The sequence below is a fragment of the Mameliella sp. AT18 genome, assembly GCF_028807275.1.
GTDB lineage: Bacteria > Pseudomonadota > Alphaproteobacteria > Rhodobacterales > Rhodobacteraceae > Antarctobacter > Antarctobacter albus.
This window is the reverse complement of the sequence record NZ_JARAMO010000090.1, coordinates 16,404-35,173: the sequence shown is the minus strand read 5'-3', so window position 1 is coordinate 35,173 and position 18,770 is coordinate 16,404. Positions and strand designations below refer to the sequence as shown.

Here is an 18,770-nt window from a genome sequence, read left to right as displayed (position 1 = left end):
GACGTACAAAACGTACGTTTTGTACAAAAAACTAGAGGTCGAAACTGGCAAAGACGGGCGCGTGATCCGACGGTTTTTCCCAACCGCGCGCGTCGCGCAGGATACGGCTGCCGTGCGCCGCGTTGGCGATGTCCGGCGTTGCCCAGACGTGGTCCAACCGCCGCCCCTTGTCGGCGGCATCCCAGTCCTTCGCACGATAGGACCACCAGCTATAGAGCTTGCCCACGTGCAAGTCCTTGCGGGTCACATCCACCCAAGCCCCAGCATCTTGTGCCTCGCCCAGTGCCTCGACCTCGACCGGCGTGTGCGAGATCACCTTGAGCATCTTCTTGTGATCCCAGACGTCATCCTCCAGCGGGGCGATGTTCAGATCGCCCACCAGTATCGCCTTTTGCGGTTTTTCAGAGGCAAACCAGTCGCGCATCCCGGCGACGTAATCCAGTTTCTGGCCGAACTTCACGTTCTTGTCGCGGTCCGGCACATCGCCGCCAGCGGGAACGTAAAAATTGTGGATTGTCAGACCGTTATCCATGCGTGCCGCGACATGGCGCGCGTGCCCCAGGTCAGCGAAATCCTTGTCGCCCACGTCCTCGATGGGCAGTTTCGACAGGATCGCCACGCCGTTATAGCCCTTCTCGCCCCGCGCAACCATGTGCGTATAGCCCAGCGCTGCAAAGATCTCGTGCGGGATCTTGGCCACCGGCGACTTGCATTCCTGCAGGCACAGCACGTCCGGCGCTTCCTCGGTCAAGAGCTTCTCGACCAGCCCCGCCCGCAGCCGGACCGAGTTGATGTTCCAGGTGGCAAGCGTAAAGGGCATAGGCGACTCCGGGTTTCAGGCCCGGCGAGACTGCCAAGCCGGGACGGCCTGCGCAACCACGTTTCCCCACGCCGGGAGTGTGGAAATAAACTCTTTGAGATCAATCAGATGATCTCATCCTCATCGAAGAGGGGCGGCGCCTCCAGGTCGGCATCGAACCGTTCCGCCGCCGCTTCGGCCTTTTCGGGTTCCAGAGGTTCGGCGATATGGAACAGGGCATCGCCCTCGTTCACCACGGGCAGGTCGGACCGTCCCACCAGGATGCCGGTCACATCCGCGATCACCTCGGCCTCGCGCTCTCCGAACGGGTCGGAGACGACGCCCAGAACCTGCCCGGCCTCGACGTAGTCACCCCGGCGTTTCAGCGTGCGCAGCAGCCCCCCGGAGGAGGCCCGCACCCAGGACGACCGCTCGCAGATCACCGAGCCGACCCGGGCGCGCGGCACACCGCGCCCCGCGATCATGCCCAGCCGCGCCATCACCCGCAGGATCCCCGAGACCCCGGCACGGGCCGCGTGTTCGTCGAACCGCAGCCCCTCGCCTGCCTCGTACAGCAGCACATCGACACCGGCATTCTGTGCCACAAGGCGCAGCGACCCCTCGCGGGTCTTGGACATCATTGTCACCGGCGCCGCAAAGGCCCCCCCCAGTTCGCGCAGACGCGCATTTCCCGCCGTCAGTCGGATCTGCGGCAGGTTGGTGCGGCCGACGGCGGCGGAATGCAGGTCGATGCCGACGTCGCAGCGGGTTACGATCTCGGTCAGGAAGAGATGCGCAAGGCGCGCCGCCAGCGACCCTTGCGGCGAGCCCGGGAAACTGCGATTCAGGTCGCGCCGGTCAGGCAAGTACCTGGAACGGTTGATAAAGCCGAAGGAGTTGACGATCGGCACCGCCACCAGCGTCCCCGACAGCCGCGCCACCGGCGCCGCCCGCAAGAGGCGCCGAACGATCTCGACCCCGATGACCTCGTCGCCGTGGATGGCCGCCGAGACGAACATGACCGGACCGGGCCGCTTGCCATGCACCACATGTGCAGACAGCGTCACCGGGGTATGATCGGACAGCACGGAGACCGGCAGATCCACCGTCCGCCGTGTGCCGGGGGCAACCCTCTGGTCGCCAAGAATGAACGGGTCCCGCATGGTGAGGCCTCCTGTTCCATTCCGATTAGGCCGCGACGTCCCCGCGTGCAAGCGCCCGGTATCAATGAAAACGGGCGCCCCACATGGGACGCCCGCCTGTCTGTCGGGTCCGGGGCCGGATCAGGCCGGCATCTTGGTGGTGCGCAGATAAGGCAGCACGACGTTGACCTCGCCGAACTTTTCCTTGGCCTGCTCGTCGTTCAGCGACAGCGCCACGATCACGTCCTGGCCCACGGTCCAGTTGGCCGGGGTGGCGATCGGAGTTTCATAGGTCGCCTGCAGGGCGTCCAACGCGCGCAGGACCTCGGCAAAGTTGCGTCCCACCGACATCGGGTAGGTCATCATCAGCTGCACCTTCTTGTTCGGCGCAACGATGAAGACCGAGCGCACCGAGGCGCTGTCAGCGGCGGTACGACCATCGGGCAGGTAGGCGTCCGCGGGCAGCATGTCCAACGCCTTGGACACGGCCATGTCCTCGTCCGCGATGATCGGGAACGCAGCCGTCGCACCGGAGGTCTTTTCGATGTCACCTTTCCACTGCTTGTGCTCTTCGACACCGTCGACGGAAATGCCCATCACCTTGGTGCCGCGCTTTTCCCACTCGGCGGCCAGCTGTGCGACGGCGCCGAATTCGGTGGTGCAGACGGGGGTGAAATCCTTGGGGTGCGAGAACAGGATCGCCCAGCTGTCGCCAATCCAGTCATGCAGGGTGACCTCGCCCAGGTCGGTGGTCACGGTAAGGTTGGGAAGTTCGTCGTTGATACGCAGGGCCATGATCAGATGTCCTTTCCTGTCCGAAATGCTCGGGTTTGACTATGCCTGTTTAGATACATTCTAAATTGCAGATGTAAAGCCCCGTCTTGCGCCTCTGTGGAGGGGGTGACAGAGTGCCGCAAAACGGGCGTCCGGCCGTTTCGGGAGCTTTCCGGAACGGCCGGACGCCTGTCTTTCTACGCAGGAGTTATGACATGATCGAGAAACGTCAGTTCTACATCAACGGCGCCTGGGTCGAGCCGCTGGCGGGCACCGCCCAAGAGGTGATCGACCCGTCCACGGAAGAACCCTGCGCCGTGATCTCGCTGGGCGGCGAAGCCGATACCAATGCCGCCGTCGCGGCCGCCAAGGCCGCCCTGCCCGGCTGGATGGCCACGCCCGTCGAAGAGCGCATCGCGGCACTGGAACGCGTCTACGCAGCCTACAAGACACGGACCGAGGACCTGGGCACTGCGATCAGCATGGAAATGGGCGCCCCCATCGACATGGCCAAGACGCTGCAGGCCGGGGCCGGCATCCGTCACCTCAAGACCTTCATCCAGGCGGCCAAGGAATTTCCCTGGGAACGTCCGCTGGGCGACCACGCCCCGAACGACCGGATCATCCACGAGGCTGTGGGCGTCTGCGCCCTGATCACCCCGTGGAACTGGCCGATGAACCAGATCACGCTCAAGGTGGGCGCGGCGCTGGTGGCGGGCAACACGATGGTCCTGAAGCCCTCCGAGGAAAGCCCGCTGGACGCCATGATCTTTGCCGAGATCATGGAGGCCGCCGACCTGCCGCCGGGCGTGTTCAACCTGGTCAACGGGGACGGTACGGGCGTCGGTTCGCAACTGTCCAGCCACCCGGACGTCGACATGGTCAGCTTTACCGGCTCGACCCGCGCGGGGCGGCTGATCTCGGTCGCCGCGGCGGACACGCTGAAGCGCGTGCACCTGGAGCTTGGCGGCAAGGGCGCGAACCTGGTCTTTGCCGATGCGGATGAAAAGGCGGTCAAGCGCGGCGTGCTGCACATGATGAACAATTCGGGACAAAGCTGTAACGCGCCCAGCCGGATGCTGGTCGAGGCGCCGATCTATGATCGCGTGGTCGAAGAAGCGGCGGCGATTGCCGAGAAGATCACGGTGGGTCCGGCCTCCGAGGAAGGGCGGCACATCGGGCCCGTGGTCAATGGCAGCCAGTGGGACAAGATCCAGGGCCTGATCGAAAAGGGCATCGAGGAAGGTGCCCGGCTGGTCGCAGGCGGTCCCGGCCGTCCCGAGGGATTCAACAAGGGCTTTTACGTCCGACCCACGGTCTTTGCCGATGTCACCAACGACATGACCATCGCGCAGGAGGAGATCTTTGGCCCGGTGCTGTCGATCCTGAAGTTCGAGGACGAGGACGAGGCGGTGCAGATCGCCAATGACACGCCCTACGGGCTGACCAACTATGTCCAGAGCCAGGACGGCGCGCGGCGGGCGCGGATGGCCCGCGCCCTGCGGTCGGGCATGGTCGAGATGAACGGCGAAAGCCGCGGCGCGGGCGCGCCCTTCGGCGGCATGAAGATGTCCGGCAATGGCCGCGAGGGTGGCAGTTGGGGCATCCATGATTTCGTCGAGGTCAAGGCCGTGTCGGGCTGGGCAGCGGAGTGATCCGACGCCACGCCTGACAGTCTGCCGGCGCGAAGGGATTTCGACGCAACGCCCGCGTGGCGTTGCGTCGACGCCCCTACTGGCCGCCCTGAAAGGACCATTGCCCTGGGGCCCTTATCGGCGCGCATGTAGAAGCAAGTCGCAGCCACCTGCAGACACGGCTCTGTGGATCAGGATGAAGGAACCGGCGTTCGAGCGGCGACAGTCCTTCTATCGGCGCCCGCAGATCCCGCAATAGCCAAGCCAGCGGTAGCGGCTCGACCTGGTGCCAATGCCCTGGGTCCCGGTTCCGGGTTCTGAACGCCTTCGCCCACTGCAGCGCGGGATGCCTGAATGCCCGCGTAGACACATCCATCAACCGCAGACGGGCCGCCCGCAGGGCGGATCGCTTTGCGCGATCAAGCGACAGGCCTCAACGACCGCAAGCACCACCTTCCCTGATACCCCCTCAACGGAGCACCCGGCAGGAGCGTCCTCAGCGTTTGGAAACAGCCCCTCTGGATTGGACCAACGTAACTATGCGGAACAAGGGTATAGCAGTTCAGCGCAAACCATCGCCGAATTGACAGTCAGTTGGCCCTGTGCGTGACTATTCTCCGAATTGTTTTGGCGACGGGGTTTCGAAAATGTCATTTGATGGGACGGGCAAAGAAAGCCCGGGCGACCTTATTCTCGAACTGACCGTCGCGCGGAAAGTGAATTTCGCCTCTTCTCAGAATGGTGTTTCCATCCTGAAAAAGGTGCAATTGCAGAACTTGTCCGATACGCCGCTCGACAATATTACACTCGATTTGACCTGCATGCCCGGATTGATCCGTTCAAAAAGCTGGACGCTGGATCGACTGGTCCCCGGGCAGCGACAAGATCTGCATGACCTGGAGACCCCGTTGGACACCAGCCTCCTGGGTGGCCTCAACGAGGCCGAATTGGGAGACCTGCACTTCCTTGTCCGGCAGGGCGACACCGACCTGCTGATTGAACGACGCCCGATTGAAATGCTCGCTCGTGACGAGTGGGGCGGAGTGGGCGACATGGCGCATCTGCTTGCGGCCTTTGTGTCGCCCAACGACGCGGTCGTTGCCGGCATCCTCAAGGAGGCCAGCCGACTCCTGGAAGGCGCCGGGCAGAACGGCGCGATGGACGGTTATCAATCCCGTGATCCCGCCGGCGCGTGGATGTTGGCCGGCGCGATATGGTCGGCAGTCACCGGCATGGGGCTGACCTACGCGGTGCCACCTGCGAGCTTTGAAACGCGTGGTCAAAAGGTCCGCGATCCGGGCCGGATCAAATCCGAAGGTCTTGCAACCTGCCTGGACAGCGCCCTGTTGCTGGCCGGTTGCTTCGAGGCCGCAGGTCTCAATCCCGTGGTGCTGTTCTCCGAGGGGCATGCTTGGACCGGTGTCTGGCTGACCGAACGGGATTTCGGGGCCGTCAGCGAGCCGGACGTAATGACGGTCCGCAAGGCGATCGATGCGCGTGAGTTCGTGGTCATGGAGACCACGCTGCTGACGAAGAAACCCAGTGTCGGTTTCGAACAAGCTGTCGAAACCGCGCGAGAACTGACCTCCGAGCGGAATGAACACAGCTTCGTCATGGCGGTCGACATCCGGCGCGCCCGCGCCGCAAGGATCCGTCCGCTTGCAGGCCATCGTCTCGAACGAGAATCGGAGATGGAAGAGCCGGTCGCAAGCCCGGCCGCCTTGCCGCAACCGCTGGATCTGGGCCTGCTCCCGGGAGAGTTGATCGAGGACGCAGCCGCGACGCCCGCGGACCGGATTTCCCGATGGCAGCGCAAGTTGCTGGACTTGTCGCTGCGCAATCGACTGTTGAACTTCAAGGACAGCAAGCAAACGCTGCCTTTCCTGTGCCCTGATGTCTCGGCACTTGAGGACCAGCTTGCCGACGGCAAGAAGTTCCGCGCCTTGGCACTGAAGGACGAGGACCCTGTCGGCACGCGCGATCTCCTGGCACAGGAAGAACCCAGGCTCCTTGCGGAGGTCGCAAAGGATGCCTTCGGGAAAGGCCAGATCGCGGTGCCGCTGACGCGCAAGGAAAGCGACCGGAGGCTGCTTGAACTGCATCGCCGGGCCAAGAGCGACATGCAGGAGGGCGGTACGAATACGCTGTTCCTGGCCGCCGGTTTTCTGCGCTGGAAGAAGTCCGAAGGAGATACCCGCAACTACCGCGCCCCCTTGCTTTTGGTGCCGGTGAAAATCTCGCGAAAGTCCGCGCAATCGGAGTTCGTGATCGAACATCACGAAGACGAGGTACGCTTCAACACCACGTTGCTGGAATTCCTCAAGCGCGATTTCGACCTGCAAGTACCAGAGCTGGAAGGCGACCTTCCGCGCGACGAGAGCGGTTTCGACCTGCCTCGGATCTTCGAGATCATGCGCCACAAGGTCCGCGACGTCGCCGGTTTCGAGGTGGTCGAGGAACTGGCGCTCTCGACCTTTTCTTTTGCCAAGTTCCTCATGTGGAAGGACCTGGTGGAGCGGACAGACAGCCTGCGCGAAAGCGCGCTGGTCAAGCACCTCGTCGACAACCCGACCGAGCCCTTCCTGGCCGAAGACATGCCGGGGCTGCCGATGGCGGTCGATGTAGACAGAAGGCTGGCACCGCGCGACCTGTTCACGCCGTTGCCCGCGGATTCCTCTCAGCTTGCCGCCGTCCTGGCCGCGCAGGAAGGACACGATTTCGTCCTGATCGGCCCGCCGGGGACCGGCAAGAGCCAGACCATCGCCAACATCATCTCGCAATGCCTCGCCATGCAGAAAACTGTGCTGTTCGTGGCCGAGAAATCGGCAGCGCTGGACGTGGTGCAGCGGCGGCTTGCGTCGCACGGGCTTGGTGATGCGGTGCTGGAACTCCATTCCAACAAGTCCGACCGAAAGTCGGTGCTGAGCCAGCTTGGCCGCAGTTGGGCCCGTTCCGCCAGCGGCGCGAGGGACGAATGGATCGAGGTGACGGATGAGCTATCCGTCACCCGGGAACAGTTGAACACATACGTTACGGCGCTGCACGCAAAGGGGACACAGGGTTTCAGTGTCTTCCAGGCCATCGGGACAGCCACAGGCCACGAACACCCCTTCAGCCTGTCCTTCGCGCACAAGGACGCTCATGACGCGGAAAGCTACACACACCTTCGGAAAATGGCCGAGTCCCTGGGACGATGCCGGGACATCGTCGCGGACCGCAAGCCCCTTCCACTGGTGCAGGCAGAAGAGTGGTCCTTCGGCTGGCAAGCGGATCTTCTGGACCGCTGCGCCAAGCTGAGCACGGCAACCCGAGAGCTGGCCGAGGCAACCGAGGCCCTCGCTCATCATGCCGGGTTGACCTGGACGGGGACCGGCGAGACTGCCGAGCTGGCGCCACTGCTGGCCCTGTCCTCGATCCCCGCCGATGGTGACGACGTGAGCTGGGCGCTGGCGCACGATGTCGAGGAAATGCAGGCGCAGGCCGAAATGCTGCGGGACAGGCTTGCGGCCTACACCGCCGCTGCCGGACGGACCGCCGGGCGCTATCCTATGGATCGGTTGGATTCCATTCCGTTGGATCAACTCGATGCCAATTGGCGGCTCGCGCAGACCAAGATGTGGCCTTTCTCGGTCTTTGCCAAATCCTCGGTGCGCAAGCTCTTGCGGACCTACGCAGAGGGCGGGAAAGCGGATCCCCATTCGGACATCACCGCACTGGCTGACGCCAATCGCGCCCGGGCCGAGATCGAGGCAACCCCGTTGACCGAATGCCCCGCGGTCAAGGGCGTGGAAACCGATGCGGCACACCTTGCCAGCTGGATCGAACAGGCGCGCACAATGAAGGCCGCGCTTGCCGAGGCCGCACCTGCCGTCTCAGACCCGGCCCGCTGGGATGGGGCGTGCCTGAGCCTCGCCAAACGGAGTGCCGGCGATCTGCGAAACGCAGTGACCCTGTTCCAGCGCAAGCACGACACCTGGAAAGAGCACATCGCCGCCTTCGCGCAAGTATCTCAGGCATCGCCCGAAGGTCTCGCCCTGTCAGAGCTGCTCGTGGCCTTGCAGGAAATCCAGGACAACAAGGAACACTTGCAGGACTGGACTCGGTGGATCGAAGTGCGTTCTCAAGCCAAGGGCGCCGGGCTCGATGCCCTGGTCCTTGCGGTCGAAGAGGGCCGGATCGAGGGCGACGTCGATGCGGCCTTTGCCGCGGCCTACGCGGCTTGGTGGCTTCCGCGAACGATGGATGCGCAGCCCGAGCTGCGCGGCTTCTCGCATTGGTCGCATGAGGATGCGATCAGGCGGTTCCGGGCGTTGGACGACCGCGCGACGGAGATGGCCGCCGGTCAGGTCCTGTCCCGCATCCAGCATGGGCTGCCCGCACAGGACGGCGTGCCTCGCAAATCGGAACTCGGAACCCTGAGGCATCAGCTGAACCTGCAGCGGCCCAGCATGCCGATCCGCAAGCTGATCTCGGAAATGCCCGACGCCTTCACCAAGCTGGCGCCCTGTGTGCTGATGTCCCCTCTTTCGGTGGCACAGTACCTCCCGGCCGGGCAGGCCGCCTTCGACGTGGTGATCTTCGACGAGGCGTCGCAGATCACCACCTGGGATGCGATTGGCGCCATCGCGCGTGGCAAACAGGCGATCATCGTGGGGGACCCCAAGCAGCTGCCCCCGACAAATTTCTTCGGGCGCAGCGACTCCGGCGAAGAAGAATTGCCCGAGTCAGAGCGCGATCTTGCATCGATCCTGGACGAGGTCGCCGCAGCAGGTATCCCGACCCAGCAGCTCGACTGGCACTACCGGAGCCGGGACGAGGCCCTGATCGCCTTCTCCAACTGGCATTACTACGGCGGCCGCCTGGTGACCTTCCCGTCTCCGGAAACGGCTTCGGGGGCGGTCAGCCTGCACCAGGTCGATGGCGTATACGGTCGGGGTCAGGGCCGGACCAACGAGGCAGAGGCCCGCGCCATCGTCCGCATGACTGTTCGGCGCCTGAACGAATGGCTGACCTGGCCGGAGGAAGAGAGACTGACGCTCGGCGTCATCACCTTCAACGCCGAGCAGCAGGGGCTTATCCTGGACCTGCTCGACGAAGAGCGGCGCAAGAACCCCGATCTGGAGTGGTTCTTCGAGGACGCCCGGGAAGAGCCGGTCATCGTCAAGAACCTGGAGAACATTCAGGGCGACGAACGCGACGTGATGCTGTTTTCGATCACCTTCGGTCCAGATCATGCCGGCAAGCTGTCAATGGCCTTTGGCGCCCTGAATGGCGATGGTGGCGAAAAGCGTCTGAACGTGGCAGTCACCCGCGCGCGAGCCGAGTTGCATGTCTTTGCTTCGATCCGTGCCGACCAGATCGATCTAACCCGGACCAGGGCCCTTGGCGTAAGGCATCTCAAGAACTTCCTGGACTTCGCTGCGCGCGGTCCCGAGGCGCTCCCCGCCCAGGACGAAGGTTCGCTTGGCCCGGTCGAGAACCTCTTCGAGGCCGCAATCAAGGCCGCCATCGAGGCGAAAGGATGGGAACTGCGCCCACAGATCGGCGTGTCAGGCTTCCGTATCGACCTGGGCGTCGTGCATCCGGATCATGCTGGCATCTACCTCGCAGGGATCGAATGCGACGGCGCAACCTATCACGGCTCTGCCACGGCGCGAGATCGTGACAAGGTGCGGCAGGCGGTGCTTGAGAACCTTGGCTGGACGATATTTCGGATCTGGTCGACCGACTGGTTCCGCAACCCCGCGGCAGTGGTCGAACGCATAAACGCCGCGCTGACCGCACATCTTGAAATGGATCGCATCAAGAGAGCTGAAAAAGACGCGGCCCGCAAAGCTATGCGTCCAGAGCAGCAGGATGAAGTCACCGAAGTCTCGAATGACCGTCAGCCAGTGGCACCCGATACCGCCAAACCCATTGTCAATGAAACAACCGCAGAGCCCGATCCTGTCCGGCAGGAGGCCCAGTACTCCAGGGCGTCAGCCGCAGCCGTCGCAGAGCGGTCGAACGATGCAGGTTTGGATGAGGCGATCCCGGACCCCGAAAAATTCTACGATGCCCAGTACATTCCCGTCCTTGAAAGGCTGATTGCGAGCATCGTCAAGCGCGAGGGGCCCATGCCGGTCGCCCTGCTGGGCAAGCGGGTTTCCGGAATGCATGGCTGGCAGCGGACTGGCCGGCGAATCTCGGGACAGATCTCCAAGGCGCTCCGCCTGGTCGAGATTCATAAGGAGGGAGATACCGAATTCCTTTGGGCCGCGGGGACGAAGGCCGACAGGCTGGCGTTCCGCCCGGGGATGGACCGGTCCATCAGGGACATCTCACGCACGGAGATCGCCAACCTCTATGATCGCCATAGTTCCGAATTGAACAAGAGCGAGGACCCGGTTCTCGACCTGGCGCGCCATGCGGGCATTGCCCGCCTGTCGGCCGATGCCCGGGCCTATCTTTCGGACTGCGTGGCCTGGCGAGCAAGCCAAGCAAGTTGACCCTATGCGAGGGATGGTCCTTTGGACCGGCCCAGAAACCGGATCGACGAAGCCGACGTGGCAGATTTGCGCAAAGAATTGGGGCGACTATTGCAGCGCCTTCGCAAACGCGTCGTTTGGCACCCAGTTTGCCAGAGACAGGAGCGAGGCGGGCGGCACGACGGCTCTCAAAGGCCGATCACAACGCCACAAGTCCCACCGCGATAGCGCGCTCGGAACGCCTTGCAACCAGTCCCTCAGAACGGCGCAGGCGCCCGGAATTTCATGCCCTTGCCGCTCTCGGGGTGGTTCAGGCGCAGTTCCTCGGCATGCAGCATCATGCGCGGGTACTGATCCGCCGTCTCCGGCGCATATAGCGTGTCACCAAGGATCGGGTGCCCAAGGGCCAGCGTGTGCACCCGCAACTGGTGGCTGCGCCCGGTATGCGGAAAGAGGCGCACGCGGGTCTCACCTTCATCGCTCTTGAGCACCTTCCAGCCGGTCAGCGCGGGTTTGCCCGTCTCGCGGCAGACCTTTTGCCGGGGCCGGTTGGGCCAGTCGACGATCAGCGGCAGGTCGACCTCTCCGGTTGCAGGCTCCAGGTGACCGTGCAGCCGGGCGAGATAGGTCTTTTTCGTCTTGCGAGTCTCGAACTGGTTGCCCAGGTGACGCTGCGCATGGGGCGTCAGGCCAAAGACCATGACACCCGAGGTATCCCGGTCCAGCCGGTGCACGAGGCGGACAGTGGGAAAGGCCTTTTCCAGTCGGCTCAGCAGGCAGTCCTGCAGGTCCTCACCCTTGCCGGGGACGGACAACAGCCCGGCGGGCTTGTCGACGACCAGCAGGTCGGTGTCCTCGTAAAGAACGGGGATTTCGCCTTTGGGGGGATCATAGTCGGATGCCATGTCCCCCTTTGACAAGCGGGGCGCCCGGGCGCAACCCCGTCTGCCTAGACCTTCACCCGTTCCGATTTCGGATCGTAGAGCGGTTTAAGCGAGGCCCGCGCCTGCACGCGCGTACCGGCCACGTCGATTTCATAGCTCGACGACAGAAGTTGATCAGCGGTTTCGCCCTTGCAGGGAACATAGCCCAACCCCACGGCGCCCCCGAGCGTATGACCATAGGCGCCCGAACTCAGGTGGCCGACGATCTGACCGTCCCGAAGGACGGGCTCGTTGTGGTAGAGCAGCGGTTCGGCATCGTTCAGAAGGAATTGCACCAGCCTTTTGTCCAGCCCCGCCTCACGCTTTGCCAATACCGCGTCACGGCCGATGAATTCGGGCTTGGCGGTCTTCACGGCAAAGCCCAGCCCGGCCTCCAGGACGTGATCCTCGCAGGTGATGTCATGGCCAAAATGGCGAAACGCCTTTTCGGCGCGGCATGTGTCCATGACATGCAGTCCGGCGAGGGTCAGCCCATAGTCCTGCCCCGCCTGCCAGAGCGTGTCGAAGACATGGCTGGCCATGTCGGCGCCGACATAGACCTCCCACCCCAGTTCGCCGACGTAGGAGACGCGATGAACCCGTGCCTCTCCCATGCCGATCTCGATCCGCTGCGCGGTCCCGAAAGGGTTGGTCGCGTTTGAGAAATCATCGGGCGAGACGGCCCGCATCAGGTCACGCGCCTGCGGCCCCATGACGGCCAGCACCCCTTCTGATGCGGTCACATCGGTGATGACGACGTTTCGGTCGCCCGCGTGGCGGCGCAGCCAGGTTTCGTCGGCCCGGCGCGTGGCGGCGGGGGTTACAACCAGGTAGGCGGTTTCGGAAAGTCGGGTGACGGTCACATCCGCCTCGATCCCGCCTCTGGCGTTGAGGAACTGGGTATAGGTGATCTTGCCCACCGGGGTCGACAGATCGGCGCCACAGACGTGGTTGAGAAAGGCTTCGGCATCGCGCCCTTCGACCCGCAGCTTGCCGAAAGACGACATGTCGTACATGGCGACGTTTTCGCGGATGGCGCGGTGTTCTTCGGCGGCGTTCTCAAACCAGTTCTGGCGCCGCCAGGAATAGCGGTACTCCGGATCCTCTCCGGGGCGCGCGTACCAATTGGCACGCTCCCACCCGGCCAGTTCGCCAAAGACGGCGCCACGCTCTGCCAGCCGGTCATGGAAGGGAGACCGGCGGATGCCCCGCGCGGTTTCCTTTTGCCGATAGGGATAGTGATCGGCGTAAAGCAGGCCCAGCGTTTCCGACACACGGGCTGCAAGGTAGCTGCGGTTGGTCTGAAAGCCCTGCGCGCGAGCGATGTCCACGTCGCCAAGATCAAAGGGTTTCTCGCCGTCGTTCATCCACTGCGCCAGGGCCATGCCCGCGCCACCCGCCGACTGGATACCGATGGAGTTGAAGCCCGCCGCGACCCAGACATTCGCGCGCCCGGGACACAGCCCCATGTAATAGGCATTGTCGGGCGTAAAGGATTCCGGCCCGTTGAAGAAGGTATGGATGCCCGCACTGGCCAGGATCGGCATACGGTGCACGGCCTTTTCGAGGATCGGCTCGAAATGGTCGAAATCCTCGGGCAGTTGATCGAACTCGAAGTTCTGCGGGATGCCTTGCAGCGCCCAGGGCTTGGCCCCCGGCTCGAAGGCGCCCAGCATCAGCTTGCCCGCGTCCTCCTTGTAATAGGCGCATTCGTCGGGGACGCGCAGGACCGGAAGCTGGGTCAGGCCCTGGATCGGTTCGGACACGATGTAGAAGTGTTCGCAGGCCTGAAGTGGGACGTCGGTGCCCAGCATGGCCCCCACTTCGCGCCCCCACATGCCCGCGCAATTGACGACGTGCTCCGCCGCAATGCTGCCCGAGGTGCCATCCTCTGCCTGCCAGTGAACCTGCGTGATCCGGTCGCCATCGGAAGTGACGCCGGTGGCCTTCGTCCGCTCGGCAATCACGGCGCCGCGCTGGCGCGCGCCCTTGGCAAGCGCCAGCGCGATATTGGCAGGATCGCCCTGACCGTCCCTGGGCAGGTAGACCCCGCCCAAAACGCCATCGGTGTTGAGATGCGGGTACTTGCGGGCGATCTCGCCCGTGTCGATCTCGTCGATCTCGACCCCGAAGGCACGGGCCATCGCGGCGGAGCGGCGCAACTCCTCGTGCCGTTCGGCGGTCAGGGCGGCAGTGATCGAGCCCACGCGCCGGAACCCGGTGGCAATGCCGGTTTCCTCCTCGAGCCGGCCATAGAGTTCCTGGCTGTATTTCGCCAGCCGGGTCATGTTGGCAGTGGCGCGCAGCTGCGCGATGAGACCGGCAGCGTGCCAGGTGGTGCCGGAGGTCAGCTGCTTGCGCTCCAGAAGGACGACGTCGGTCCAGCCGAGTTTCGCCAGGTGATAGGCAAGCGAACAGCCGATGACACCGCCGCCGATGATGACGGCGCGGGCCTGTGCGGGAAGGGACATGTCAGAACCTCATGGGGTTGCGGACGCAGACGCGTCCGACCGGCGCGCCCTTCGGGCGCGGTTTGGAGTATTTTTGCAGAGAAGAAACATCAGGCGATCTCATGCCCAGCGGCACGCAGGCGGCGTGCGATTTCGGCGATATGTGCGGGGTTCGTCTCGCAGCAGCCGCCAACGATGGAGGCACCCCGGTCGACCCAGTCCATGACGTGATCCGCGTAGGCCTCTGGCCCCATGTCGCGGCGGGCAGAAAGCGCAGCGGCGGTGGTCCCGCCGGCCACGTACTCCTTGGTCAGGGTGGTGAAGGCATTGGCATAGGCACCGAAGGGGCGGTCTCCCGCGGAAAAAGCGTCGAGAGCGGCAGGCATCGCCTCGGGCGCCGAACAATTTGCGAGCACGGCGTCGGCCTCTTGCGCGATCCGCACCGCCTCGGAGACCGGCTCACCGGAGCGCAGGCGGCTGCCATCCTCGTCGTCGACGGTGAAGGCCAGCCACACAGGAAGCCCGGTCTGCCGGCCCGCTGCCAGGCAGGCGCGGGCGGCGGCGAGCGACGGGATGGTTTCGAACAGCAGCAGGTCGACGGAGGGCGCCAGAAGTTTCGCGACCTCGGCATAGAGCGGGATGGCCTCGGCCTCTTCCGGGTGCAGGTCGGCGCGGTAACTGGCCCCCAGCGGCCCGATGGAGCCCGCAATGCGACCGCGATCGCGGACCGCCCCGGCCTCTTCCAGGGCGGCACGGTGCAGATCCGCGAACCGCGCTTCGAGGTCCGGCAGTTCGGTGCCGTCGGCGGCATAGTGATTGGAGGCCCCGCCCCGCAGCCTGTCGCGGTGGATGGCATAGGTGTTGGTCGTGGCCACGCTGGCCCCGGCCAGGGCATAGTCGCGGTGCACCTCTGCCACCAGGCCGGGACGATCCAGCATGACCTGCGTCGCCCAGAGCGGGCTGACCGGAGCACCGCTGCGGCGCACCAGTTCTTGCCCCATGCCACCATCCAGCAGGGTTATGCGGGTCATGCCTTCAACCTTTCGTTTTGCGGATCCCAGAGCGGACCATCCAGCTGAACCGTGGCACGGCACCTTTGGCCGAAGATGTCCACGGTCAGTTCCGTACCCGGCACGGCCAGATCGGCCCGCACCATGCCCAACGCGATGGAGGCGCCGACACGGTATCCCCAGCCGCCGGAGGTGGTCTCTCCGACGATTTCACCGCCCTGCCAGAGGGTCGACATGTAGGGGGCATCCGCCGCGCCCGCCTCGACTTTCAGCGTGACAAAGCGTTTCTTCGGCCCCGTGACCACTTCGGTCGTCAGCGCCTCCTTGCCGGGGAAATCCTGCGGCTTGTCGAGCCTGACGAACCGTTCCAGCCCCGCCTCGACAAGAGAATAGTCGGTGGACAGGTCGCCTTTCCAGGCACGATAACCCTTTTCGAGGCGCAGACTGTCGAGGGCAAACATGCCGAAGGGCCTGGCGCCAGCCGCCAGAACGGCCTCGTAGATGGCCGGGATCTCGTCCGTTGCGGCATGGATTTCCCACCCCAGTTCCCCGGCGAAGGACACGCGCGCCAGCCCGCAAGGGACTCCGGCGACGACCGCCTGCTGCACAGACAGCCAGGGCAGCGCCAGGTCCGCCTCTGTGCCCAGTGCCACGAACAGGTCCCGCGTCTTGGGGCCGGTGACAATCAGGGCGGAAAAATCGCGCGTGCGGTCGGTCACGGTGACCTCCGCCGGTTTGTCCGCCAGCAGGAGGTCACGGTCGTGCCATTGCGCGGCGGCGGCGGTGATCAGCATGAAATGATCGGGGCCATGCGCCATGACGCTCATCTCTGTCAGGATACGGCCCCGAGCATCGGCGAAATAGGCCAGGTTCATGCGCCCGGGCTCCGGCAGCGTTCCGGCAATCCGCGACAGCAACCAGTCTGCCGCGCCCGGTCCCTGAACGTCGAACCGCGAAAAGCCGGGCAGGTCCAGCACGCCGACACCGTCGCGCACTGCCTCGCATTCCTCGCGCACGCGCGCCTCCCAAGGGCCTGCACGATCCCAGGTCTGGGTCGCGGCCTCGGAGGTGTCGTCACCCGGCTGCGCGAACCAGTTGGCCCTCTCCCAGCCATTGTAGGCGCCCATGACACCGCCCAACGCTTTGACCCGATCATGCATTGGCGAGGTCTTGCGATCCCGCGCGGCGGGCCAGGAGTGATGCGGGAAATGCATGGCGTATTCGTGGCCGTAGACCTCCATCGCCTTGTCCACGCAGTACTGCGGGTCGGTGTGATCGGTGAACCGGCGGGGGTCGGTGGCCCACATGTCCCATTCGGTCTGGCCCTCGGTGACCCATTCCGCCAGCACCTTGCCCGCACCGCCCGCCTGGGTGATGCCGAAGGTAAAGACACAGGCCTCGAAGGCATCGGGCACGCCGGGCATCGGACCCAGCAAGGGCAGACCGTCCGGCGCATAGGGGATGGGGCCGTTGATATTGCGCCCCACACCGCCCTCACCCAACAGCGGGACGCGCGCCATCGCGTCCTCGATGTACCACTCCAGCCGCTCCAGGTCGTCAGGATAGAGCTGGAACGAGAAATCCTCGGGCATGGGATCGTCGGGCGTGATCCAGTGCGCCTTGCAGTTGCGCTCGTAGGGGCCAAGGTTCAGGCCGAATTTCTCCTGCCGCAGGTAGTAACTGCTGTCCACATCCCGCAGCAGGGGTAACTTGCTGTTCTCCTGTGACCATTCCTTCAGCGCCGGGATCTCCTCGGTCAGGAAATACTGGTGGCTCATGACCGCCATCGGCACGGTGCGCCCACCGAAGGGCCTGAACCACTCGCCAACGCGCTGCGCGTAGTAACCGGCCGCATTCACCACCTTTTCGCAACGGATGTCGCCCTTGTGCGTGTGCACGATCCATTCACCGTTCTCGCGGCTGACACCCGTCGCCGGGCAGAACCGCTCGATCCGCGCCCCGGCCAGACGCGCGCCCTTGGCAAGGGCCTGGGTCAGCTGCGCCGGGTCGATGTCGCCGTCATCGGGATCGTAGAGCGCGCCGGCCAGATCATGTGTCTCAAGGAACGGGTAGCGCGCCTTCAGATCCGAAACCGCGAGCATTTCAAGGTTCATGCCCTGGTACTGCCCCATCGAGCGCGCGCGCTCGAACTCCATCATGCGTTCACGCGAATGGCCAAGGCGGATCGACCCGGTGACATGGTAGTTCATCGGGTAATCGACCTCATCCGCAAGCCGACGGTAAAGGTCCAGCGAATAGCGCTGCATGTTCATCACCGCCCAGGAGGTGCTGAACGAAGGACAATTGCCGGCCGCGTGCCAGGTCGACCCGGCGGTCAGCTCGTTCTTTTCCAACAGGACACAGTCCCAACCCGCCTTGGCAATGTGATAGGCACAAGAGGCGCCGACCGCCCCGCCGCCGATGATGACCACCCGGGCCTGTGTCGGAAAATCGGACATGATCGCCTCGTTCATTTTTGCGGAACCCCGTCCGCGATCTCGTAGTAATCGCCCTTGTCGGCGGTGAAGATGTGCTTTTCCAGGCGCAGCCCGGTCGGCGTGTCCAGCGCCCCCAGGGCAAAGCTCATCGTGTCCTCGTCATGGGCGTGCCAGAACAGGAAACTGCCGCAGGTCGGGCAAAACCCCCGCTGCGCACTGGCAGAGCTGTCGTACCAGCGCACCGGCCCCGAGATCCGCAGCGCCGCGCGCGGGACATAGGCAGAGGCCCAGAGATGCCCCGACTGGCGCCGACACTGACCGCAGTGGCAGACGCTGACACCCTTGGGTGTTGCGTCGGTTTCAAAGGTAATGGCCCCACAAAGGCATTGCCCGCTGGTCATGATCTCGACTCCGATCTTGGGGAAGAAGCGCACAGTGCCGCTTCTTCTTTCTGAGAATACTCCCGCCGGAGGCATCCGACTGCGCCACTGGCACCCCGCCCCGGCATCAGTAGACGGGCGGCGCAATCACCCAGATCGCCACCGCAGCCTCATCAAAGGGGTTTTCCCAGCGGAACGGCTCGCCCCGGATACGGAAACTGTCACCGGGATGGATCGTGAAACGCGCCCCCCCGATGGTCAGCACCAGCTTTCCGGACACCAGGTAGCCCAGTTCCTGGGTGGGCCGCGTCACCGTCTCGCCGATCTCGGAATGCGGCTCGAAGGTGGAATGCACCATCTCGAAATCATCGGTCAGGTCGGGCGAAAGCAGTTCCTCGACCAGCCCCGTCATGCGGGATCCGATCGGGCGGCGCGTGCCGTGGCGAACGATCCGGCCAGCCTCCGGCCCGACCGTGGCCTCGTGCCGGGCCAGCGTGGAAACAGAGACCTGCAGCGCATCGGCCAGGTGACGCAGGTCGGTGATCGAGGGGTCGGAAAGATCACGTTCCACCTGGCTCAGCCACCCGACAGAGCGGCCAAGCCGGTCGGCCAGTTGCTGCAGCGTCAGCCCGCGCGTGCGCCGCAGCGCGCGCAGATCGGCGCCAAGCGTCTTGGGCAGCGGGGAGGGATGCGACATCGTGTTGTCCGTGAAAAAACAGGTTCAGATTTCACGTTGCCCGAGTCGCATGAAAT

11 protein-coding genes are annotated in these 18,770 nt (G+C 64.4%); 2 read left to right on the top strand and 9 right to left on the bottom strand.

Features of this window, described 5'->3' with window-relative positions; translation table 11 throughout:
- Positions 1-31: 31 nt before the first annotated feature.
- The 3 genes from PVW46_RS12955 to PVW46_RS12945 all read right to left on the bottom strand — a co-directional run bounded on the left by PVW46_RS12955 (position 32) and on the right by PVW46_RS12945 (position 2,736).
- Positions 32-820 carry an exodeoxyribonuclease III gene (locus PVW46_RS12955; protein WP_274576116.1) on the bottom strand — a complete coding sequence of 263 codons (789 nt, stop codon included), beginning with the start codon at positions 818-820 and terminating at the stop codon, positions 32-34.
- Positions 821-924: 104 nt separating this feature from the next.
- Complete coding sequence (locus PVW46_RS12950) at positions 925-1,962, bottom strand: succinylglutamate desuccinylase/aspartoacylase family protein (RefSeq protein ID WP_043136201.1); 1,038 nt, start codon at positions 1,960-1,962, stop codon at positions 925-927.
- Between the two features lie 120 nt (positions 1,963-2,082).
- A complete protein-coding gene (locus PVW46_RS12945) occupies positions 2,083-2,736 on the bottom strand; it encodes a peroxiredoxin (protein ID WP_069209238.1) in 654 nt (217 codons plus the stop codon).
- A gap of 194 nt (positions 2,737-2,930) precedes the next feature.
- Here PVW46_RS12945 and PVW46_RS12940 point away from each other — a divergent pair, with 194 nt between their 5' ends.
- Both PVW46_RS12940 and proA read left to right on the top strand, forming a co-directional pair.
- Positions 2,931-4,370 carry an aldehyde dehydrogenase family protein gene (locus PVW46_RS12940; protein WP_069209239.1) on the top strand — a complete coding sequence of 480 codons (1,440 nt, stop codon included), beginning with the start codon at positions 2,931-2,933 and terminating at the stop codon, positions 4,368-4,370.
- 626 nt (positions 4,371-4,996) lie between these two features.
- Positions 4,997-10,837, top strand: coding sequence for an anti-phage protein ProA (gene proA / locus PVW46_RS12935; protein ID WP_500862255.1), 5,841 nt, complete (start codon positions 4,997-4,999; stop codon positions 10,835-10,837).
- Positions 10,838-11,073: 236 nt separating this feature from the next.
- On the opposite strand, the gene PVW46_RS12930 is transcribed toward proA, so the two are convergent.
- The 6 genes from PVW46_RS12930 to PVW46_RS12905 form a co-directional block, all read right to left on the bottom strand.
- Positions 11,074-11,721, bottom strand: a complete 648-nt coding sequence (locus PVW46_RS12930) for an RluA family pseudouridine synthase (protein WP_069209241.1) — start codon at positions 11,719-11,721, stop codon at positions 11,074-11,076.
- Positions 11,722-11,765: 44 nt separating this feature from the next.
- Positions 11,766-14,210: a GcvT family protein gene (locus PVW46_RS12925; protein WP_069209242.1), complete on the bottom strand. Its 2,445-nt coding sequence runs from the start codon at positions 14,208-14,210 to the stop codon at positions 11,766-11,768.
- A gap of 89 nt (positions 14,211-14,299) precedes the next feature.
- Positions 14,300-15,220, bottom strand: a complete 921-nt coding sequence (locus PVW46_RS12920) for a homocysteine S-methyltransferase family protein (protein ID WP_069209243.1) — start codon at positions 15,218-15,220, stop codon at positions 14,300-14,302.
- Positions 15,217-17,658 (bottom strand): GcvT family protein, encoded by a 2,442-nt coding sequence (locus PVW46_RS12915; RefSeq protein WP_069209361.1) that lies wholly within the window; start codon positions 17,656-17,658, stop codon positions 15,217-15,219. The genes PVW46_RS12920 and PVW46_RS12915 overlap by 4 nt, the downstream gene beginning before the upstream one ends.
- 11 nt (positions 17,659-17,669) lie before the next feature.
- Positions 17,670-18,038 (bottom strand): GFA family protein, encoded by a 369-nt coding sequence (locus tag PVW46_RS12910; RefSeq protein ID WP_172430712.1) that lies wholly within the window; start codon positions 18,036-18,038, stop codon positions 17,670-17,672.
- 106 nt (positions 18,039-18,144) lie between these two features.
- Positions 18,145-18,714 carry a helix-turn-helix domain-containing protein gene (locus PVW46_RS12905; RefSeq protein WP_043136184.1) on the bottom strand — a complete coding sequence of 190 codons (570 nt, stop codon included), beginning with the start codon at positions 18,712-18,714 and terminating at the stop codon, positions 18,145-18,147.
- Positions 18,715-18,770: the final 56 nt, after the last annotated feature.